At 70.7% G+C, this 19,137-nt stretch carries 16 protein-coding genes; 3 read left to right on the top strand and 13 right to left on the bottom strand.

Annotated elements, in window-relative coordinates; all coding sequences use genetic code 11:
• Window positions 1–4: 4 nt before the first annotated feature.
• The 11 genes from HBB12_RS31170 to HBB12_RS31120 form a co-directional block, all read right to left on the bottom strand.
• Window positions 5–271 carry a flagellar biosynthetic protein FliQ gene (locus HBB12_RS31170; protein ID WP_236992973.1) on the bottom strand — a complete coding sequence of 89 codons (267 nt, stop codon included), beginning with the start codon at window positions 269–271 and terminating at the stop codon, window positions 5–7.
• A gap of 42 nt (window positions 272–313) precedes the next feature.
• Complete coding sequence (flgD, locus tag HBB12_RS31165; protein WP_236992972.1) at window positions 314–733, bottom strand: flagellar hook assembly protein FlgD; 420 nt, start codon at window positions 731–733, stop codon at window positions 314–316.
• Window positions 734–1,273 (bottom strand): flagellar biosynthesis repressor FlbT, encoded by a 540-nt coding sequence (flbT, locus tag HBB12_RS31160; protein WP_236993513.1) that lies wholly within the window; start codon window positions 1,271–1,273, stop codon window positions 734–736.
• Between the two features lie 8 nt (window positions 1,274–1,281).
• On the bottom strand, window positions 1,282–1,629 hold the full coding sequence (gene flaF, locus HBB12_RS31155; RefSeq protein ID WP_236992971.1) for a flagellar biosynthesis regulator FlaF: 348 nt from the start codon (window positions 1,627–1,629) through the stop codon (window positions 1,282–1,284).
• Window positions 1,630–1,713: 84 nt separating this feature from the next.
• Window positions 1,714–2,754, bottom strand: a complete 1,041-nt coding sequence (locus tag HBB12_RS31150; protein ID WP_236992970.1) for a flagellar hook-associated family protein — start codon at window positions 2,752–2,754, stop codon at window positions 1,714–1,716.
• A 41-nt stretch (window positions 2,755–2,795) separates the two neighbouring features.
• Complete coding sequence (gene flgK, locus HBB12_RS31145) at window positions 2,796–4,235, bottom strand: flagellar hook-associated protein FlgK (protein WP_236992969.1); 1,440 nt, start codon at window positions 4,233–4,235, stop codon at window positions 2,796–2,798.
• Between the two features lie 128 nt (window positions 4,236–4,363).
• Window positions 4,364–5,647: a flagellar hook protein FlgE gene (locus HBB12_RS31140; protein ID WP_236992968.1), complete on the bottom strand. Its 1,284-nt coding sequence runs from the start codon at window positions 5,645–5,647 to the stop codon at window positions 4,364–4,366.
• Window positions 5,648–5,799: 152 nt separating this feature from the next.
• Window positions 5,800–7,128 carry a flagellar protein export ATPase FliI gene (gene fliI / locus HBB12_RS31135; protein ID WP_236992967.1) on the bottom strand — a complete coding sequence of 443 codons (1,329 nt, stop codon included), beginning with the start codon at window positions 7,126–7,128 and terminating at the stop codon, window positions 5,800–5,802.
• Between the two features lie 2 nt (window positions 7,129–7,130).
• On the bottom strand, window positions 7,131–7,859 hold the full coding sequence (flgF, locus tag HBB12_RS31130) for a flagellar basal-body rod protein FlgF (protein WP_236992966.1): 729 nt from the start codon (window positions 7,857–7,859) through the stop codon (window positions 7,131–7,133).
• A gap of 7 nt (window positions 7,860–7,866) precedes the next feature.
• A complete protein-coding gene (locus HBB12_RS34570; RefSeq protein WP_236992965.1) occupies window positions 7,867–9,096 on the bottom strand; it encodes a DUF1217 domain-containing protein in 1,230 nt (409 codons plus the stop codon).
• Between the two features lie 136 nt (window positions 9,097–9,232).
• On the bottom strand, window positions 9,233–9,784 hold the full coding sequence (locus tag HBB12_RS31120) for a hypothetical protein (RefSeq protein WP_236992964.1): 552 nt from the start codon (window positions 9,782–9,784) through the stop codon (window positions 9,233–9,235).
• 157 nt (window positions 9,785–9,941) lie between these two features.
• Between HBB12_RS31120 and HBB12_RS31115 the strand changes: the two genes are divergently transcribed.
• Window positions 9,942–10,253 (top strand): PilZ domain-containing protein, encoded by a 312-nt coding sequence (locus HBB12_RS31115; RefSeq protein ID WP_236992963.1) that lies wholly within the window; start codon window positions 9,942–9,944, stop codon window positions 10,251–10,253.
• 733 nt (window positions 10,254–10,986) lie between these two features.
• Here HBB12_RS31115 and HBB12_RS31110 read toward each other — a convergent pair.
• A complete protein-coding gene (locus tag HBB12_RS31110) occupies window positions 10,987–12,906 on the bottom strand; it encodes a bifunctional sugar phosphate isomerase/epimerase/4-hydroxyphenylpyruvate dioxygenase family protein (RefSeq protein WP_236992962.1) in 1,920 nt (639 codons plus the stop codon).
• 188 nt (window positions 12,907–13,094) lie between these two features.
• Here HBB12_RS31110 and HBB12_RS31105 point away from each other — a divergent pair, with 188 nt between their 5' ends.
• Both HBB12_RS31105 and HBB12_RS31100 read left to right on the top strand, forming a co-directional pair.
• Window positions 13,095–13,958 (top strand): shikimate dehydrogenase, encoded by an 864-nt coding sequence (locus tag HBB12_RS31105; protein WP_236992961.1) that lies wholly within the window; start codon window positions 13,095–13,097, stop codon window positions 13,956–13,958.
• A 98-nt stretch (window positions 13,959–14,056) separates the two neighbouring features.
• A complete protein-coding gene (locus HBB12_RS31100; RefSeq protein ID WP_236992960.1) occupies window positions 14,057–15,394 on the top strand; it encodes an MFS transporter in 1,338 nt (445 codons plus the stop codon).
• Between the two features lie 74 nt (window positions 15,395–15,468).
• On the opposite strand, the gene HBB12_RS31095 is transcribed toward HBB12_RS31100, so the two are convergent.
• Window positions 15,469–18,660, bottom strand: a complete 3,192-nt coding sequence (locus tag HBB12_RS31095; protein WP_236992959.1) for an autotransporter serine protease — start codon at window positions 18,658–18,660, stop codon at window positions 15,469–15,471.
• Between the last annotated feature and the right edge of the window lie 477 nt (window positions 18,661–19,137).

Below are 19,137 nucleotides of genomic sequence, written 5' to 3'. Positions count from 1 at the left end.
GCATTCAGAATCCCGTCGCGATCCGCCCGTAGGCGGCCTCCGCGAAGGCGTTGATCTGGCCGCCGATGAAGGTGCCGGTGACCAGCAGAACGAGCAGGATCACCACGATCTTCGGCACGAAGGTCAGGGTGACCTCCTGGATCTGGGTGAGCGCCTGCAGCAGGGCCACCGCGATGCCGACCAGCATCGCGGCGCCGACCGCGGGGCCCGCGGCGACGATCACGGTCCAGATCGCGGCGCGGACGAGTTCGAGGGCGTCGACCTCGTTCATGGGTGTCTCCGAAGCGCCCGGCACGTCGCCGGATGGCGCACCTTACTGGATGGTGACGCCGGAGGTCAGCAGCACGTCCTGGCCGCTGGTCAGGCGCGCCAGCGCCCCGTCGCTCGTCACCCGCACCGACTGGACGGTGCCGGTCTGGGTGCCGTCGGCCGAGGTCAGGGTGCGGCCGATCACCGTGTCGGCCTGGTCGAGGAAGCTCGAGGCGAGCAGCGAATCGAGCTTGGTGTTGGTCTTCGTCGCCTGCTCGACCTGCGAGAAGGTGGCGAGCTGGCCGACATAGGCGGTCGAGTCCATCGGCTTCGTCGGATCCTGGTTCTTCAGCTGCGCCATCAGCAGCGTCAGGAAGGTGTCCGAGTTCATCGAGGCGGCGAAGGAGCTGCCGGCCTTGGCGGCGGCGGCGGTCGCGGAGGTCCCCGCGGCGGCGGTGGCGCTGGTGGTGCTGTCGACGGTCATTCAGGCCTCCGGGTCGCGGGCGGGCAGAGCGGCATGGGCGGAGCGGCGGTTCGTGGCAGGCGGCCGCACGGCCGTACGCTCGCGGGGCCGCTCGGGGCTGCGGGTGCGGCGGGCGAGCGCGGTCAGGGCCGGAGCCGGCGCCGGAACGGCGGGCGCGTCCCCGGCCTTCATCAGGGCGGCCTCGAGGGGATAGAGCCCGCGGATCAGCTTCAGCGCCTCGAACAGCCGGCCGCCCTCGATCAGGGCGTGGGCGGCGGCGAGCCCGTCGCGCAGGACCGCCTCGCCGGTCGTCGCCAGCAGGCCGTCGCGCAGGCCGTCGTAGAGGACCCGCGCCGATGCCGCCTGGGCGGGATCGATCAGCATGGTCTGGGCGGCGAAGTAGAGCTGACGCAGGGGCGTCGTCGCGTCCTCCGCCTGGAGCACGTGGCTCTCGAGCAGGAAGGTTGCATCGTTCATGAGTTCGATCGCCACCTTGCGGTCGACCCGCAAAACGGCGCCGTTGATGTAGATCCGTTCCCCGGCTCGCAGCGACAGGCGCATGGTGCGGCTCACCTCAGGCCGTCGCGGATCGAGGTGTTCACCTCGATCAAGGCGGAAAGGCTGCGCTCGGGCGAGCGCAGGACCTCGCCGACCTCCTGCATGGTCCAGGCGCCGATCGATACGAGGTCGTCGCGAAGCGCCGGCGGCAGGGCGTTCTCGGGCCCCAGGAGGTCGGCGATCAGGACGTTCCACAGGTCCTGCACGAAGCCGACCGCGGCGGTCCGCTCCGGCCCGGCGAGGCCCCGGGCCTCGACGTCGCGCAGCTGGGCGAGCGCCCGGTCGAAGGCGGCGCGCTCGCGCTCGCGGCCGACCTCCGGGGCGTCCTCCAGGATCTCGGAATAGGAAAAGCGGTACATCGAGCCGATGCCTCGTCGGTCTGTGTCTACGCGTCTGGATGGGGTCGCGGGGATGACGTCGCGCGGGCCGGCGGGGTCGCCGGGCTACGAGAGGTATTTCAGGAGCGACAGCTGCTGGATCTGCGCGGTCAGCGAGTAGGACATCTGGAGCTGGGTCTGCGCGGCGTCGAGCCGGGTCTTGGCCTCGGCCGGATCGACCGCTTCGAGGCGGGAGAGTTCCTTCTGGAAGAGGGAGGCCTGCGCGTCGAGCCGGGTATTGGCGTCGGTGATGCGCGACTGGCTGCGGCCGAGATCGGCCTGGAGCGAGACCAGCCCGGCACTGGCCTGGCTGAGGAGACCCATCGCCCGGTCGGACACGACGGCCTGGGCGTCGGCCGAGAGGCCGGTGAGGCCGAGGCTCGACACGATGGCGGCTTCGGCGAGCTGGCGGAACGCCGTCCCGTTGGCCGAGACCGAGGTGGTCACGGTCTCGCTCAGCGAGATCCGGCTGGTCACGGCGGTGCTCGAGGCCTGCGACCAGGTGTTGCCCCAGTTCGGGTCGGCGAACTGGGCCGCGACCGTGCCTTCGAGGAAGTTCTTCACCTGCGCCGCCGTCAGGGTGGAGGCGCGGGGGTCGTTCGGCCGAAAGCCGAAGGCGGTCTGGAACGCGGCGGTCGCGGCGGCCTGGGCATTGGCCACGGCCCCGTCCTTGATCGGGCTCACGCCGGTATTGATGCCGGAGAACAGCGTCTGCCCGCTCGCGGAGGAGTTGAGGAGGCTCGTCAGCGACGCCAGGGTGTCGCCGGCCGAGGCCGCCATCGCGGCGACGCGCTTGTCCGAGGTCAGCCCGGTCAGGGCGGCGAATTGCGTGTCGGCGGATTTCTGCAATTGCTGCAGGATGTTCTGGGTCGCGCCGAGGCGCAGGGCGGTGACGCCGTTGCCGTCCTTGAGGGCGGCGATCTCCGCCGTGCTCTGGCGCAGGGAGAAGCTGCGGCTCACCTGGGACCCGAGGGCGAGGCCGATATCGGCGTAGCGCCCCGCCGTGATTTCCTGGGTCGCGGTCGCGATCTCGGTCTGGAGCCGGCCCGCGGCATTGCGCGGGGTGTTCCACAGGCTGAGGCTGGAGATGTAGCTGGTGGTCATCATGGCAGGCAGGGCTCTGTCTTGCGGGGGATCGCCGGGACGCCTCACCGGATCGCGGTCAGGAGGGTCTGCAGCAGGTCGTCCACCATGGTCAGGATCTTGGCCGAGGCCGTGTAGGCGCGTTGGAGCTGCAGCATCTGGGCGGTCTCGTCGTCGCCGTTGACGCCGACGGCGTTCGACAGGGCGTCGCTGGCCCGCCCGAGCAGGGTCTTCTGGTAGTCGGCATCCCCCGAGGCGGCCTTGCGGGTCGCTTCGAGCCAGCCGGCGGAATCGGCCGCGAAGCCCGCGAGCGTCGCGGTCTCGTTCAGCGGCGGGCCCGGGGTGAAGCTGCGCGCCGTCGCCAGCCCGGCGACCAGCCCGTTCAGCCGCGTCGCGTAAGCCGCGTCGGTGCCCGGATTGGCCTTGTAGGCGGCACCGTTCATGCCGCCGTCGCGCAGGGTCGTGACGTCGCCGCCGCTCGTCGGGTCGACGGCGGCGTTGAGCGCGATCCTCCCTGCGAGCCCGGCGGTCGAACCCGGCAGGGCGCCGCTCGCGCCGGCCGTGAACAGGCCCGTCTTCGACCCGGCGGCGCCGGTTTCCTTGAAGGTGTCGATCAGGGCGCCGGCGATGGCGTCGAGCTGGTTCTCGTAAGCGACCGCGCTCTCGTCGCGCAACGAGGCGAGGCCGGCGAGCCGCCCGCTCGCGAGCCGCATCGGCGAACTCGCCCCCGTGACCGGCACGCCGTCGACCGTCACGGCCGAGCCCACCGTGCCCGCCGCGAAGGCCGTCGTCGGGGTGAAGCTCACATTCCGGGCGCCCCGGTCGAACAGCGTCACGCCGCTGTCGGTGTAGATCGCCATGTCGCCGCCCGGACGGTCGGAGACGGAGATGCCGATCTCGGCCGAGAGCTGCGACACGATGCGGTCGCGGGTGTCGAGGCTGTCGCTGACGTCCTGGCCGCTCGCCGTGCCGCGCATCACCGCCCGGTTGGCGATGTCGAACTGGCCGAGCAGGTCGTTGATGCGCGCGACCGAGTCCGCCATGCCCTGGTCGGCCGTCGCGCGGGCATCGTGCACGGCGTCCGCCGCGCCGTTGAGGCTGGTGGCGAGGTCGCGGGCGCTCTCGACCGCCGTCCGGGCGAGCCCGGCATCGTCCGGGCGGTTGGCGGCGGCCTGGAGCGCCGCGTTGAGGGCGCCGAGCCGCGCGGCCGGCGACCCCGCGTCGCTGGTATCGCCCACCGTCATCGACAGCTTGGTGAGCCCGTCGAGCAGGGCCTGGCTCTCGGAGGCCGCCGAGGCCGCCGAGAGCTTGCGGGTGAACAGGGCCGCGTCGCTCGCGCGGGTCACCACGACCGTGGTCCCGCCCGCGCCGGTCACCAGGCTGACGATCTTGCGCGAATAGCCGGGGTCGTTCGCCCCCGCGGTGTTGCGGGCGTTGGTGGCGATCTGGCTCGACGTCGCGAGGAGCGCCGAGCGTGCCGAATCGAGCGCGAGCGAGAGACCCATCTGTCAGTTCCGGTTGGCTGGAGCATTTTCCGACGAAGTGGAGACCGGTTCGTCGCAGAAAATGCGGCAAAACCAGATCGAGAGCGGCGCCCGATCGCGGCGCGATCAGGCGCTGCTCTCCTCTGCCGTTACCGCTTCAGGCTCATCAGGGTGTCGAGCATCTCGTTGCCGGTCGTGAACACCTTCGAGTTGGCGGTATAGGTCGACTGCGCCTCGATCATCGCGGTGAGCTCGGTGCTGACGTCGACGTTCGACTGCTCGAGGGAGCCCGACAGGATCTTGCCGCGGCCGCCCTGACTGGCGAAGCCGACCTGGATCGCGCCGGAATCGACCGTCGGCCGGTAGACGTTGCCGGACCGCGGCTCGAGGTTGTCGGCGCTCGGCACGGTGGCGACCGGGACCTTGAAGGCCGCCAGGCGGGTGCCGTCGTCGAAATTGGCGTAGACGGTGCCGTCCGCGTCGAACGAGGTGCCGGTCACGGCGGCCGGCGCCTGGCCGTTGGCCGTGCCCGTGATGGCGTAGTCGCCGGCGAGCTGAGTCAGGCCGGAGAGGTCGAAGGTCGTGCTCTGCCCGCCCGGGGTGGTGAGGGTGAGGGATTTCGGACCCGTATAGGTTCCCGAGCCCTTGGCTCCGGTGCCGGTGATCTGGCCCTGCGCATTGAAGCCGAGGGTGGTGCTCGCCAGCGGCGCGATCGTGGCCCCACTCGCGTCGAAGGGCAGCCTCGGGGCGGTGCCGGACGGGGTCGGGGTGGCAGCGCCGTCGTAGAGCGAGACCGTCCAGGTGTTGTCGTTGTTCTTCGCCAGGTAGACGTCGACGGTCCGGGACTTGCCGACGTTGTCGTAGGCCACGACCGAGTACTTCTTCGAGTACTGGTCCGCCCCGGCCGCGGTGGCGTCGACCGGCAGCTTGCCCGACAGGGAGCCGGCGGTGGTCGGCGTCGCCCGGCTGTTGACCGCGGCGAGGCTGATCGGCACCATGTCGGCGACGCCGTTGAGGGTCGTCGAGGGCTCGCCGTTGAGCAGGCTGTAGCCCATCAGGGTCATGCCGGCGGCATTGGTGAAATTGTTGGTCGTGGCGTCGATCTTGAAGTTGCCGGCCCGGGTCAGGAGCGGTGCGCCCGACGGGTCCTGGACGACGAAGAAGCCGTTGCCGTCGATCGCGAGGTCGGACTTGGAGGTCGTGGCGTTGATGGTGCCGCCCTCGCTCACCGCCCGGCGCACCGTCGTCTCGACCGAGCCCGAATTGTAGTTGCCGGTCCCGGTATCGGCGATCAGCAGCGAGGAGAACTCCGTCGAGGCGCGCTTGTAGCCCGTCGTGCTGGAATTCTGGATGTTCTCCGCCACCGTCGAGATGCGGTTGGACTGGGCGTTCATGCCCGAGACACCGGAGCGGAGCACGCCGATGAGACTCATTGCGGGACCTCGTTCGTCAAAATGCTTCGAATGGGATGCAGGCGGGACTGGGCTTGCGGAGATGCGACTCGCGAAGCCGGAACTCGGGACGGACTAGACCCGCCCAGGCTTGCGCGGGGCTTGGAGAACGGGAGAGGCTCGGCCATCGCGCGTCAGCCCCGCAGGCTCTGGGCGAGCTCCAGGAACGCGTCCCGGCTCGGCGGCTGGGTCGGGTCCTGGTGCAGGGCGTCGTAGATCCGCGGCACCAGGGCGATGGCCTGGTCGAGCTCGGCGTCGGTCCCGGACCGGTAGCCGCCCATCAGGCGCAGGTCCCGGGTCTCCTCGAACCGGGCCATCATCGCCCGGAGCTTGCGGATCAGGTCGCGCTGCTCGGGCGTCCAGACCTCGGTGGCAAGCCGCGAGATCGAGCCGAGGAGGTCGACCGCCGGGTAGCGCCCCTGCTCGGCGATGGCCCGGTCGAGGACGACGTGGCCGTCCAGCGTGCCGCGGATGCTGTCGGCGACGGGATCGTTGTGGTCGTCGCCGTCGACCAGCACCGAGAACACGCCTGTGATGGTGCCGCGCCCCTCGAGGCCCGGGCCTGCCCGCTCGAGCAGGCGCGGCAGGTCGGAGAAGACGCTCGGCGGGTAGCCGCGGGCCACCGCCGGCTCGCCCGCCGCCAGCGCCACGTCGCGGGCGGCATGGGCGTAGCGGGTCACCGAATCGACGATCAGCAGCACCGATTCGCCGCGATCGCGGAACGCCTCGGCCACCGCGAGGGCCACCTTCGGCGCCTGGCGGCGCATCATCGGGCTCTCGTCGCCGGTCGAGACCACCACCACGGCGCGGGCGCGGCTCGGCGCCAGCGCGCCTTCGAGGAATTCCCGCACCTCGCGCCCGCGCTCGCCCACCAGGGCGACCACGACGCTGTCGAACCCTTCCGCCCCCGCCAGCATCGCGAGCAGGGTCGACTTGCCGACGCCGGAACCGGCGAAGATGCCGATGCGCTGGCCGGCGCAGAGGGGGGTGAAGAGGTCGAGCGCCCGGACGCCGGTGCGTAACGGCGCGCGCACCCGGGCGCGGCCGAGCGCCGCCGGCGGGTCGGCGTCGAGGGGAACGGCGCGCTCGCCCGCGATCAGCGGGCCGGCCCCGTCGATCGGGCGCCCGAGGGCGTCGATGACCCGGCCCTTCCAGCTCGGATCGGGCCTTAGCTCCGCCGGCCCGAGGCGGCGGGCGATCGTGCCGATCCCGGCCTCGATCCGGCTCTCATAGGCCTTGAGGGTCGCGCCCTCGGCATCGACCCGGACGATCTCGCCGACCTGCGACCGCCCGCCCGTCGAGAAGGCCATCCGGTCGCCGAGGCGCACGAAGGGCGCGACGCCGCCGATCCGGCAGGCGCTCGCGGTCACCTCGCGGATCGGCCCGCCGATCCGCACCAGGGCCCCGTCCTGCCGGGCCGACGTCATCGCCTCGGTAAGGCGCGCGAGCGGGTCGGCGTCCATGCTCAGCTACCCTGCGGCGAGAGCGACTTCACGGCGCTCTGGAGCGAGGATTCGGCTTCCGTCGTCGCCGTGGCGGCGCTCTCGAAGGCGCGCTGGATGGTGATGAGCTTCGTCATCTCCATGATCGGGTTGACGTTCGAGCCCTCGACGTAGCCCTGGACGATGCCGATCCGGGTGAAATCCTGAACCGGCTGCGCCGGCATGTTGGCGGTCACGGCGTTGCCGGGCGCCCGGGTGAGCGTCGCCTTCTTGTCGATGACGAACAGGCCGATCCCGCCGACCTGGTTGGTGCCCTGGTAGATGCTGCCGTCGCGCCCGATCGTCGGCGGGCCCTGTTGCGGATCGAGGAGGAGGGGAGAGCCGCCCGGATCGAGCACCGGCTGGCCGGTGAGGGTACGCAACTGACCCGTCGCGTCCATCGTCATGCGCCCGTCGCGGGTATAGACCGGACCGGACGGGCCGCCGATGCTGAGCCAGGCATCGCCCTGGATCGCGACGTCGAGGGGCGAATCGGTCTTGGTGATCGGGCCGGAGGCCCGCGAGAGGTAGGTGTCGCCCGAGTTCACGAAGGCCACGGCGCCCTTGGTCGCCTGGGCGAGGAGCGCCGAGAACTTGGTCTCCTCGGCGCGGAAGCCCGCCGTCGCCATGTTGGCGACGTTGTTGGCGGTGGTGGTCAGGCGCTTGTCGAGGGCGACCTGGGCCGAGAGGTTGACGTAGAGGCTGTTCTGCATCGCCGCCTCACGCCTGGCCGTTGCTGAACAGGGCCAGGATCGGATCCGTGGCGGTGTTGTTCTGCGCGTCCCAGATCGCCGCGAAGCGCCGGGCGAAGGCCTCGACCTTGTCCGGGTCCAGGAAGCTCGTGAAATCGACCTTGGAGGAGATGAGGGCCGCGCGCTTCGCCAGGGCATCGCTGGTGGTGGCGCTGCTCGTCGCCGGCAGGCCGATCACCGTGTTGACGACCTGCGTGAGAGCGGGATCGCTCAGGATGTCGTAGCCGCTGTTGAGGAACGGCGCCTTGCGGGCGAAATAGAGGGCGAGGCGCACCCCGGTATCCTCGGCGCCGGCATCGGTTTCGAGGCTCTGCTGCAGGTAGGCGTCGACCACGCCCTTGACGTTGGCGCCCGGCGTGAGGTCCGTCCCGTTGCCGATGCCGACGGCCGTCTGCCCCGGATCGGACAGGGCGGCATTGGTCACCGTCAGGGTGCGGTTGGTGCCGCCGGCGAGGTAGACCGTGTCGGCGTTCACGCCGCTGCCGCCCGGCGCGCCGTCGAGGCCGAGATCGGTGTAGCCGGTGGTTTCGAAGAACAGGTTGCCGTTGGCCCCGATGCCGACCTGCACCTTGCCCATCAGCCCGTCGGCCCCGGACGCGCCGATCTGGGCGTTGATCGCCGCGCCGATCTCGGTCGGGGTGACCTTGGCGAGGTCCGCGACCTTGCCGGCGAGGGTCGCCTTGTTGAGGACGATGGTGGCGCTCTTCGTCGTGGTCGCGTCGACCTGCGACGAGAGGGTGAAGCTCGCCTCGTTGGTGCCGGTGAAGTCGTAGGATGCGGCGAGCGCGTAGGGCAGGGAGAGCTTCGCGCTGCCCGCCGGGGTCAGCTGGGTCGGCGACACCACGACTGGGTCGGTCCCCTTCGCGGTGGTGTTCTGCGTGAAGTCGAAGGCCTTGGCGAAGGCGACGTAGCGGTCGTCCGCCAGGCGGTTGGCGAAGGCGGTGGACGTGGCCGTGCCCTCGGTCAGGACCTTCTTCATGAACGCCTTGGCGTAGCCCATGTCCTCGAGGCCGAAGGCCTTGACGGCGTAATTGTAGAGCCGCGTATCGGCCATGAAGTCGTCGACCGACTTCACCTTGCCGATATTGGCCTGGTAATAGGCGGTGTCGCGGGCGACGACCGGATCGTTGCCCTTGCGCTGCAGCGAGGTCGCGAGATTCCGCGACAGGAGCATGTAGCTCGTCAGCGTGTTCGTCACGGATGCGTCTCCGGCCCGTCGGCGCGGTGGGGCGGGTCCGCCCGCCGCTGCGGCGCGGTCTCCCGATGAGGCTCCCGCTCTAGGCGGCCACGCTTGCTCCAGGCTTGCTTCAGCCCTGGAGTTTGCCGCAGCGCACTCACAGCGGGGTCGGTCCGATGATGGTCTCGGTGGTGATGACGATCCAGCCGGCGCTGGTGCTGCGGATCGACAGCACCCGGCCGGCGCCCGGCAGGGTGGAGCCGATGGCGATCTCGTGCATCCCGTCGCGTCCCTCGACCACGGCCTGGCCCGCCGAGGCGCGCCGCAGGGCGAAGCCGGCGGGCGGCGGTCCGGCGAGCGCTAGCGGCACGGCCGCCGCCGCGGCGGGCGCGGCCGGCTTCTCCGCCAGCGAACCGGTGATCAGGGGATCGAGGTCGGGCTCGGGGGCGCGCGCCTCGGTGATCGTCCGCTGCCAGGCGAAGGGCCCGGTCATCATGGCCGGCAGCACCTGACGCACGTCGTAGGGCCGGGTCGGCTGGGAGAGGGTGTAGCCGGCAAAGCCCGTGGCGGTGAGCGCCAGCAGGATGGCGGCGCCGAACACGCCCCGCTCCGTCGCCGCCTCCCGGGCGCGGCGACGGGCGATCAGGCCCGCGACCGGGCTTTCGGGCGGGAGGGAAGGGCGCTTGCGCGGGACCGGGGCTGCGGGCATGGGCCGGGACGTGTCCGACGGTTGATGGCTAACGAGGCATGAAGGAACATGCTTGACGCCTGGTTAACGGAGCCGCTTCGACCCGCGCCGGGTTTGCGCGGGCGGCGGAAAGCCGTAAGCGTGCCGTGCGGGCACGGGGCCCGGTTGCGGGGATTCCATGACCGATCTGCGGAAGACCGACGGCGATGACGGTCGGGTTTCCGCCCCCACTCCCCGCGTCGGCCGCCGCCGCCGCATGATCCAGCCGGGACGGATCGTGCTCGGCCCCGACCACTCCGTCGCCTGCGAGGTCGTGGACGTCTCGACCGCGGGCGCGCGGCTTCGCGTCCCCACCCGCATCCCCCTGCCGGAAACCTTTCCCCTCGTCATCGCCGCCCACGACCTGCGCAACTTCACGGTGCGCCTGCGCTGGCGCCGGGGGGATTTCGCCGGCGTGACGTTCGAGGGGGCGGGGTTCTACGTCGGGTGAGGACGCCGCAAAGTCCGCCCTCGTTCCTTCACGGCGGCGCCTCCGCGAGGCGCCCGTGAGCTTGCAAGCGGATGCTGGCGATACGGCTTCCGCATCGCGAAGCGATCAATCGGAACTGTGTGAGAGCCTGTTTGAGCGGGCCGGCCCGATCCAAACTCTCCCCGTCATCCTGGGGCTCGTCGAGGACGAGAACCCGGGATCCATAAACGCTGACTCATCTTGAAAGAGCGAACGGCGTTCCGCTTCATCCTGCATCGTCAGCGGTGATGGATCCCGGGTTCCGCTTTCGCGGCCCCGGGATGACATCGAGGGTTCCAAGGCGGTCGGTCGACTCATACGCTTTCCGATTGATCGCATCGCGATGCGGAAAGCGACTTCGCTCAGGCGCCGCGCGGGCTGATGATACGAAATCCGGAAGTGATCTTCCGGATTTCGTATCAAACAGGCTCGGAGTGGTTGGCAACTCCGGCTGCGACGCACGCAATTCCGTGGAAACCAGGGGCCGTCCGAGGCCGTGTTTCCCATGGCGGAGCCTGTCGTGAACCACCCTGTCGGCTGCGGTCCCCGGGGCTGCACCCAGGCCGGAAATCGGGATGCGACGCGAACGCTCGGCCGGACTGCTCTGCTTGCGAGAAGGGGCCGTCCACATCGGAAATCCCGGGCTCCGCGGCGCGGCCCCGGAATGACCGGAGGGTGTCGATATCGTCGAGCGGGTTCCTGCCGCCCCCCGGCCCTACCGCAGCACCTGCGACAGGTTCGGACCCCGCAACGCCGCCAAGGCCGCCATCCGCACCGGTGCGTTCGGCGCGCCGTAGAGGTCGTAGCCGCCCTTCCGCTGCACGATCTCGAAGTAGAACCGCTCCTCGAACGGCGTCGTGTAGAATTGCAGGAACTCGCCGTCGCCGACGCGGTCGTAGAGGATGCTCAAGGACTGCATCCGCGCGACGGTCGCGTCGTCGAGGCCGAAGCGGGCCGCCACGTCGTCGTAGTAATTGGCCGGGATCGGCAGCAAGGTCGCGCCGGCGGCCTTCAGGCGTTCGGCCGCCGCGAAGATGTCGTCGGTGGCAAGCGCGATGTGGTGGACGCCCGCCCCCGCGAAGCTCGTCACCAGGCGGGCGGTGGCGGTGTTGCGGCTCTCCGAGATGTTGAGCGGCAGCCGCATGGTGCGCTCGGCATTCGACATCGCCTTGCTGCGCACCAGCCCGTAGGGATCGGGCAGCACCACCACGTCCTCCGGCTCGAGGCCGAGCACCGCGCGGTAGAACAGCACCCAGGAATCGAGCTGGCCCTCGGGCAGGGCCTGCGCCACGTGGTCGACCCGGGTGAGCAGGCCCGCCGGCTCCGCGCCCTCGTCCAGCACGAAGTCGCGCTCGAAATCGCCCCCGGTCGTCGCGTCGGTGAGGATGATCAGGCTGCCGTCGGGCGCGCGGATCGACGGGAAGGTGTTTTCGTCCGGTCCGATCCGGCCGCCGAAGCGGGCGGCGCCGTAGGATTCGGCCCGGCCGAGAGCCGCCAGCGCGTCGTCGGTGGTGATGGCCTGGGCGCAGACCGAGGGGCCGTGCATCAGGAAGTAGGACGAGGCGAAGGAATCCGGCTCGCGGTTGAGCACGATGCGGATCTCGCCCTGGCCGTAGAGCGTCACCGCCTTGCTGCGGTGGCGGCCGAGCCGCGTGAAGCCGAGCTGGCCCAGCAGCCGCGCCAGCGCCCCCTCGCAGCGCTCGTCCACCGCCACCTCGATGAAGCGGTGGCCGGCGATGGCCGGCGGCAGCGGCGGATCGAACAGCTCGACCCGGCGGCGGGGCCGCTTGGGCGAGGAGGGAGACAAAGCCGCCGCCTCGTCGGTGCGGCGCACCTTCTCCTCCAGGAACAGCAGCGAGCGGTGGCCGTCGGCGGCGGTCTGGCGCGGGGGCGCGGCGCGCATGTCGTCGTTGAAGATCTCGAGCGAGATCGTGCCGGTATAGCCGCAGGCCAGCACCGCCTGGAGGAAGCCCGGCACGTCGAGGTCGCCCTGGCCCGGCAGGCAGCGGAAGTGGCGGCTGAGCGTCAGCGGGTTCATGCCGATGCGCGGCGCGTCCGCCAGCTGGACGAAGAACACCCGCTGGCCCGGCAGATTGGCGATGCCCGACCAGTCGTCGGGAAGCGCGAGCGTGTGGAAGCTGTCGAGGATCAGGCCGAGATGCGGGTGGTTCGCCCGTTCGACGATGCCCCAGGCCCGATCGAAGGTGCGCACCTTGGTGCCCCAGGACAGGGCCTCGAAGCCGATCTTGAGGCCTCTTTTCGCCGCCCGGTCGGCGAGCTGGTAGAGCTGGTCGGCCATCCGGGCGTCGTCGTCCGAGACCTCGGTGCCGACATTGGAGCAGACCAGGATCAGCGGCGCGCCGAGCTCCTCCATCAGGTCGAACTTGCGCTCGGCCCGGTCGAGGTTGCGCTTCAGCTGCTCGTCCGACACGCCCTCGAAATCGCGGAAGGGCTGGAACAGGTCGATCGACAGGCCGAGGTCGGAAGCGTAACGGCGCACGTCGCGCGCCGGGCCGGTATGGAACAAGAGGTCGTTCTCGAAGATCTCGACCCCGTCGAAGCGCGCCGCCGCGATCGCCTCCAGCTTCTCGATCAGCGTGCCGCTTACCGACACCGTGGCGATCGCCTTCCTCATCGCGTTCTCCCGTCCGCTTGTCCGCCGGCTCTCCATCGCAAACGGGGCCGGCTCCGTCGAGCCCGAACCGGGGACCTGGCAGCCCACCGTCTTTCGCGCTTGACATGAACGTACCGGTTAGTACATTTGGATTCAAGCGCGTCGCAATCGCGTCATCCGAGGAACGTTTCGAGAGAGGAGCCCGTCGCATGGGCGCAGCCACTCATTCCGTCCTGGCCGGCCTGATCGGCAACGGCATCCAGGCCTCCCGCACCCCGGCGATGCACGAGCACGAGGGCGACGCGCAGGGCCTGCGGCTCCTCTACCAGAAGATCGACCTGGAAAGGCTCGGCCTCGGAGCCGACGCCCTGTCGGACCTGCTGACGGCGGCCGAGCGGATGGGTTTCTCGGGCCTCAACATCACCCATCCGTGCAAGCAGGCGGTGCTCGCCCATCTCGACGAGCTGTCGCCCGACGCGGCGGCTCTCGGCGCGGTCAACACCGTGGTCCTGCGCGACGGCAAGCGCGTCGGCCACAACACCGACTGGTGGGGCTTCGCCGAGGCGTTCCGGCGCGGCCTGCCGGACGCGGCGCTTGATCGGGTGGTGCAGCTCGGCGCCGGTGGTGCCGGTGCGGCGGTCGCTCACGCGCTCCTGACCCTCGGGGTCAAGGATCTCGTCCTCAACGACATCGACCCGGCGCGCGCGGCTGGCGTCGCGGCCTCGCTCTGCGAGCGGTTCGGCGCCGGCCGGGCGCGGGCCTGCACCGACCTCGCGGCGGAAGTCGCCGCGGCCGACGGCCTCGTCCATTGCACGCCGACCGGCATGGACAAGTATCCGGGCCTGCCGCTGCCGGCCGAATACCTGCACCCGACGCTGTTCGTCGCCGAGATCGTCTATTTCCCGCTCGAGACCGCGCTCCTGCGCGAGGCGCGGCGGATCGGCTGCCGCACCCTCGACGGCGGCGGCATGGCGGTGTTCCAGGCGGTCGAGGCGTTCCGCCTCATCACCGGCCTGACCCCGGACCCGGAGCGGATGCTCCGCCATTTCGCCGAGCTCGGCCGGACGGCCTGAACCGGTCCCGGTCGGCGGCCCGAGCCGCCACCCAATCCCCCGAAGAATGCGGTCCGATCCAACGGGCCCGTCCGTCTCCATTCCCTAGGAAACGCCCGATGACCTCCTCCGTCTATCCCGCGACCGCCGCCGCGGTCGCCGAACCCGAGGCCGTGAAGACGCCGAAGAAGGCCGCACTCGCGAGCTGGATCGGCAGCGCGGTCGAATACTACGACTTCTTCATCTACGGCACTGCCGCGGCGCTGATCTTCCCGAAACTGTTCTTCGCCCCGAACAACCCGCAGGCGGCGGCGATCGCCTCGTTCGCGACCTTCGGCGTCGCCTACATCACCCGGCCCCTCGGCGCGGTGGCGCTCGGCCATATCGGCGACCGCTTCGGCCGCAAGAAGGTGCTGACCTTCACGCTGCTCCTGATGGGTCTCTCGACCTTCATGATCGGCTGCCTGCCGACCTACGAGCAGCTCGGCATCCTGTCGCCGATCCTGCTCGTCATCGCCCGCCTGCTCCAGGGCATCTCGGCGGCCGGCGAGCAGGCCGGCGCCAACTCGATGACCCTCGAACACGCGCCGTCGAACAAGCGCGCCTTCTTCACCAGCTTCACCTTGAGCGGGACCCAGGCCGGGCTGATCCTCGCCACGCTGGTCTTCCTGCCGATCACCCAGATGCCCGAGGCGCAGATGCTGTCCTGGGGCTGGCGCATCCCGTTCTTCCTCAGCGCCCTCGTGGTCGCGGTCGGCTTCTGGGTCCGCCGCACCCTGCCGGAGACCCCGGTCTTCGAGAAGGAGCAGGAGACGCAGGTCCACGCCAAGGCGGACCTGCCGGTGGCCGTGCTGTTCCGCACCCAGTGGGCCGACGTGCTGCGGGTGATCTTCGCCGCGCTGGTCTCGGTGGTGAGCACGATCTTCAGCGTCTTCACCCTGTCCTACGCGGTCAACACGATGCAGATCGACCGCTCGACGATGCTGACCGTGCTGATCCTCGCCAACGTGGTGGCGCTCGGCGCGATTCCCGCCTTCGCGGCGCTCTCCGACCGCATCGGCCGCCGTCCGGTCTTCATCTTCGGCGCGCTCGGCTCCGCCGCTTTGATCTGGCCCTACATGTGGGCGATCAGCCAGGGCAACATCCCGCTGATCTTCACCTTCGGCATCCTGCTCTCGGGCGTGGTCTACAGCGCCGCCAACGGGGTGTGGCCGTCGCTCTACGGCGAGATGTTCGACACCAAGGTCCGTCTGTCGGGCATGGCGATCGGCACCCAGATCGGCTTCGCCCTCGGCGGCTTCGCCCCGGTCATCAGCGCCTCGCTCCTCGGCACCGGCCCGACCGGCTGGGTCCCGGTCGCGGTCTTCGTCACCGCCACGGCGGCGATCGCCGCTTTGTCGATCGTCACGGCGCGGGAGACCTACCGGACGCCGATGGAGATGCTGGGCAAGCGCTGACGCGCTCGGCCCCGCCCGAACGAGAAAGGCCCGCCGCCTCGGCCGAGGCGGCGGGCCTTTCTCGTTTCGGCTCGTCAGAACCGGTAGGTGAAGTTCCCCTTCACCGCATGGTCCTGCGCCCGCTCGCCGGCCTGGCCGGTATAGGAGACGCCGAGCGTCGCCGCCGGGGAGAATGCCCAGTCGAGGCCGGCTTGCGCCACCACCGCGTCGCGGTTGATCGGTATGCCGGCGACCAGGAAGCCGGTCTGACCGGCCCCGAAGGCGAGGAGGGCCTTGGGCACCACGTCGCCATAGGCCCGGCGCCAGCCGACGAGGCCGGTGAGGGTCACCGGCAGGTCGGCCGAGAGGCGGGTCGAGCCCCGCAACCCCACGGTCGTGGCGGCGAGGTCGTTGTCGCGGCCGAGGCCGGAGAGGGCCGCCGGCCCACCGCGCTCGGTAAACGCGTCCTGGCCGATGCGGATCGCGGCCGCACCGACGAAGGGCTCGATGACCGCCGCCCCGAACGCCACCCGGTAGCCGACCTCGCCGAAGACCTGCGCGGTGATGCCGCCGGTGCGGGCGCTCAGGCCCTGGGCGAGGCCGGGCGCCAGGATGCTGCGCCGGAGCGACAGGCTGTTGCCCCCGGCGATGCCGCCGAAGCGGTAGGAGACCGGTCCGAGGGTGGTGCCGGCATAAAGGCCGCCGAAGCCGCTCTCGATCACGCCGGAGGCGGCGCGGCCGGTCACGTCGAGGCTGGTGTTGGTGTAGCCGCCGGCGACACCGAGGCGCCAGGCGCCGGGGAGTCCGCCGAAATCCATCTGCGCGTCGGCGCCGAGCACGAAGCCGCTGATCCGGCGCGACAGCGAGGCGGCATTGCCGTCGCCCCGCGTGCGGCCGAAGGCGCCGAAGCCCTGGCCCCAGACCGCGTAAGGCCGCGGCTCGGCCAGTTGCGCCGGGACCTGGACCGGCGGCGCGACCCGGCCCGGCAGGTCGGCCGAGTAGGCCGCCGGCAGGCTGGGGGCCGAGAGGTTTCCGAAGACCGGCGCGCCCGGTACGTCGCCCCGGCGCAGGCGGTCGAGGATCGCCTCGCGGACGAAGAACGCGGTCTCGAACTGCGCCGTCACCGCGCTGGCATGGACCTCGCCCGACAGGGAGGCGAAGGCGTTGCGCGCCGCCCCCGCATCGGTGCTGACCAGCACCGTCTCGTAGAGTGCGTTGCCGGCGCCGAGAGCCTCGATCGCCCCGCCCGTCACCGCCTGGTTGCGGGTGGCGCCGACCGACGCGAAGGTCGCTCCGTTGCGCGCCAGCGTCAGGCCGACGTCGCGTGCGTCGTAGTCGAGGCTCGCCCCGATGAAGGCGTAGCCCGGGGTCGCGCCGTCGAAGCGGCCGACGATCGCGTTCGTCGACCGCAGGATGACGGTGCGCTGGCCGAGCAGGCTCCGAACGGCACCTGGGACGAGGCTGTCCGCGCCCTCGGACGTGACCGCGACGGTGCCGCCCTCGATCCGCGCGGTGCCGAGCACCGCGACGCGGTCGCTGGCGCCGGGGGCCACCTCGACGGCGTAGCGCGAGCCGCGGGCGAAGCTCAGGTCCCCGACCACGATGAGGGAGTCGAGGCCGCCGACGCCCGGCGAGAGGGTGCCGCCGGAGCGGACGTTTACGCTGCCGAGCAAGCCGCCGCCGCTCAGGGTCGAGCCGCCCAGCGTGCCGCCGGCATTGACGTTGGTGAGCGAGGTCACCCGCCCGGTGACGGCGAGAAGGCCGCCATTCACCTCGGTGGTCCCGGTATAGGAGTTGTTGCCGGCGAGGATCAACGTGCCGTCCCCGGCCTTGGTCAGTCCGCCCTGGTAGGTGCGGGCCAGGTAGGCTTGGCTGCGCGCCTCGCGCCAGAGGTACTCGGCCTGCTGATCGGCAGTGAGGGCCACCACCGGCTGGCCGGATCTCGGGTTGCTGACGGATTGATTCAGCAGCCAGGTCGCGATCTCGGTGCTGTCTTCGGCCTGGCGCTGGCGCAGGGCTGCGTCCGAGATGTCGTTGGACCAGACGTCGAGCGTGCCGCCCGGCAAGGTGGCGGTGAAGCGGCCGAGGAACTGGCCCGGGCCGTTCATCGCCCGGCCGAGGTCGATCTTGCCCCAGCCGAAGGTCTCGTTCGGCACGTCGGCCGGGCCGCTGCCGAGATGGGTCGCGGTGGTGAGCAGCACGTCGCGCGCCTGCTCGTTGGTCATGTAGGGGTAGCGTTCCATCACCAGGGCCAGCGCGCCGGTGACGTGGGGCGCCGACATCGAGGTGCCGCTCTTCGAGCCGTAGCCGGCCACGCCCGTGGTCGAGGTGACGGTGCTCAGGATGCCGCGCCCGGGCGCGGCAATGCACCAGTACTTGGCGAGCCCGCACCGGTTGAACGCCGTGCCGTCGTCGATGGTCAGGCCCGACGCCGCGATCCAGCGCGATTCGAGGTCGGGCTGGAAATAGGGCAGGGCGGCCCGCACGGTCGGGTTGTTCACCCCGGCATTGCCGGCGGCGAAGACCATGATCGTGCCGTATTGCCGGGCGGTCTCCGCCACCGCGTCGAGCCAGTCGAGCCGGCCCTGGAACTTGGCGTAGCCGGAAGCGACCCCCGCGAGGGTGTTGTAGTTCTCAGGTGGAGGCGGGCTGCCCCAGGACGAGTTGATCACCCGGGCCCCCGCCGCCACGAGGTTGCCGTAGGCGGCCTTGAAGTAGGTGTAGTCCTGGTTGGCGCCGTAGATCGCGGAATCGGTGGCGTTGGTGTTGGTGGCGAGCAGGCTCGCCCCGAAGGCGACGCCGTGCATGCCGGTGCCGTCGCGCCGCGCCGCGATGGTGCCGTCGACATGGGTGCCGTGGTCGTCGTTGACGCCCCGGATCCAGGTGCCCGGCACCGAGAACGGGCTCCCGGCCGTGAACAGGTCGCTGCGCACGCCCCCGGCGGTCTCGTAGCGGTAGCCGTCCGCCAGGTAGGTGCCCTGCACGGTGAGCGGCGTCACCTGTCCGGCGAATTCCGGATGGGTGGCGAGAAAGCCCGAATCGACCGAGCCCACCACCACGCCGCGGCCGGTGATGCCGCGTGCATAGGCATGGTCGGCCCGCATCGAGGTCAGGCCCCAATCGCCGAGATATTCCGGCGTCCGCCAGCTCGCCGCATCGCCGAGGCGCCCGGGATCCTGATAACCGGACGACTGGGCCAACGCTGCGTAAGAGATCGTCGAGCAGAGCAGCGCGATCAGGCCGCGGGCGGCCGTCGCATGGCGTCTCGACTGTGTCTGGATTGGCATCAAATTGCCTCGATCTGATCGTGGTCTTTTCGGACTTCTTCTTCCGGGACGGCGCCGGAACGCGCTGGCGACCATGCTAGCCGCGAAAAAATCCGGTCGGCGCCACGATCGTTTCGCATTTGTTTATTTCTGCACGGCCGTGGCAGAAACATCACGAAACCGGCACGTTCGTAGGCGCGCGGGAGCAGATACTCCGGTGGGGCATTGGCCGGGCATCCCCGTCGCGAGGCGCCGGCATGACGCAGCAGGTCCCGATCGGCACCGGCTCGATCGCCGACGCGCCATCGTCGACGTCGCCCATCTCGGCGCGTCCGTGGCGGGTGATCCGGACGCCCTGAGGCGACGCTCGTCCCCGCTCTCCACACCCCGCCGCCTGCCGGCTCGCGCCGCGCGAAGACAGCTTGACCGGACCGACCCTGTCGTGGCTTGTTCACTCTATGTTCTAACGTGAGTCGGCCCCGGCCGGCGCCGTGCAGG

The sequence above is a fragment of the Methylobacterium sp. SyP6R genome, assembly GCF_019216885.1.
Lineage (GTDB): Bacteria > Pseudomonadota > Alphaproteobacteria > Rhizobiales > Beijerinckiaceae > Methylobacterium.
Note: the sequence above shows the minus strand (reverse complement) of the source record. Positions and strands in the feature narration are given on the sequence as shown.

Bases quoted from the DNA above. Each gene is read 5' to 3' on its own strand.
- HBB12_RS31140 (WP_236992968.1), bottom strand. From the start codon at position 5,647: ATGAGTCTCATCGGCGTGCTCCGCTCCGGTGTCTCGGGCATGAACGCC.
- HBB12_RS31170 (WP_236992973.1), bottom strand. From the start codon at position 271: ATGAACGAGGTCGACGCCCTCGAACTCGTCCGCGCCGCGATCTGGACC.
- fliI (WP_236992967.1), bottom strand. From the start codon at position 7,128: ATGGACGCCGACCCGCTCGCGCGCCTTACCGAGGCGATGACGTCGGCC.
- flgK (WP_236992969.1), bottom strand. From the start codon at position 4,235: ATGGGTCTCTCGCTCGCGCTCGATTCGGCACGCTCGGCGCTCCTCGCG.
- HBB12_RS31120 (WP_236992964.1), bottom strand. From the start codon at position 9,784: ATGCCCGCAGCCCCGGTCCCGCGCAAGCGCCCTTCCCTCCCGCCCGAA.
- HBB12_RS31100 (WP_236992960.1), top strand. From the start codon at position 14,057: ATGACCTCCTCCGTCTATCCCGCGACCGCCGCCGCGGTCGCCGAACCC.
- flgF (WP_236992966.1), bottom strand. From the start codon at position 7,859: ATGCAGAACAGCCTCTACGTCAACCTCTCGGCCCAGGTCGCCCTCGAC.
- flaF (WP_236992971.1), bottom strand. From the start codon at position 1,629: ATGTACCGCTTTTCCTATTCCGAGATCCTGGAGGACGCCCCGGAGGTC.
- flgD (WP_236992972.1), bottom strand. From the start codon at position 733: ATGACCGTCGACAGCACCACCAGCGCCACCGCCGCCGCGGGGACCTCC.
- HBB12_RS31115 (WP_236992963.1), top strand. From the start codon at position 9,942: ATGACCGATCTGCGGAAGACCGACGGCGATGACGGTCGGGTTTCCGCC.
- HBB12_RS31110 (WP_236992962.1), bottom strand. From the start codon at position 12,906: ATGAGGAAGGCGATCGCCACGGTGTCGGTAAGCGGCACGCTGATCGAG.
- HBB12_RS31095 (WP_236992959.1), bottom strand. From the start codon at position 18,660: ATGCCAATCCAGACACAGTCGAGACGCCATGCGACGGCCGCCCGCGGC.
- HBB12_RS31150 (WP_236992970.1), bottom strand. From the start codon at position 2,754: ATGATGACCACCAGCTACATCTCCAGCCTCAGCCTGTGGAACACCCCG.
- flbT (WP_236993513.1), bottom strand. From the start codon at position 1,273: ATGCGCCTGTCGCTGCGAGCCGGGGAACGGATCTACATCAACGGCGCC.
- HBB12_RS31105 (WP_236992961.1), top strand. From the start codon at position 13,095: ATGGGCGCAGCCACTCATTCCGTCCTGGCCGGCCTGATCGGCAACGGC.